The following is a 403-nucleotide window of genomic DNA, read 5'->3' on the forward strand; positions in this document are numbered from 1 at the left end:
CATTAAAGCTGTTCAACCCAAGTTAGACAGTGCAATACATTTACTAGAAAACAAGGCTAACAATAACGAATTAGTTACTGCTAGAAATCAATTACAGGAAGCGATTAATAATCAACCTAGCACTACAGGTATGACTCAAGACTCTATTAATAATTACAATGCTAAAAGAGCTGATGCACAAAGTGCCATCAACCTAGCAAACTCAATAATTGATAACGGAGATGCTACTGCTCAACAAATTGCGGATGAAAAATCTAAAGTTAATCAAGCATTGCAAGCACTTAATGATGCTAAGCAACATTTAACTGCTGATACAAGTAAATTACAAAATGCATTGAATGGATTGAATAGAACAGGTGATACTAACAATAAAAAAACCAAATAGTATTGAATCTTATAATAA

Annotated in this window: 1 pseudogene; it reads left to right on the forward strand. The window is 32.3% G+C overall.

Annotated elements, in window-relative coordinates:
- Positions 1–403 (forward strand): annotated as a pseudogene (locus HZY83_RS07010) (hypothetical protein); the annotation flags it as partial.

It is taken from the genome of Gemella sp. GH3 (assembly GCF_013415425.1).
GTDB lineage: Bacteria > Bacillota > Bacilli > Staphylococcales > Gemellaceae > Gemelliphila.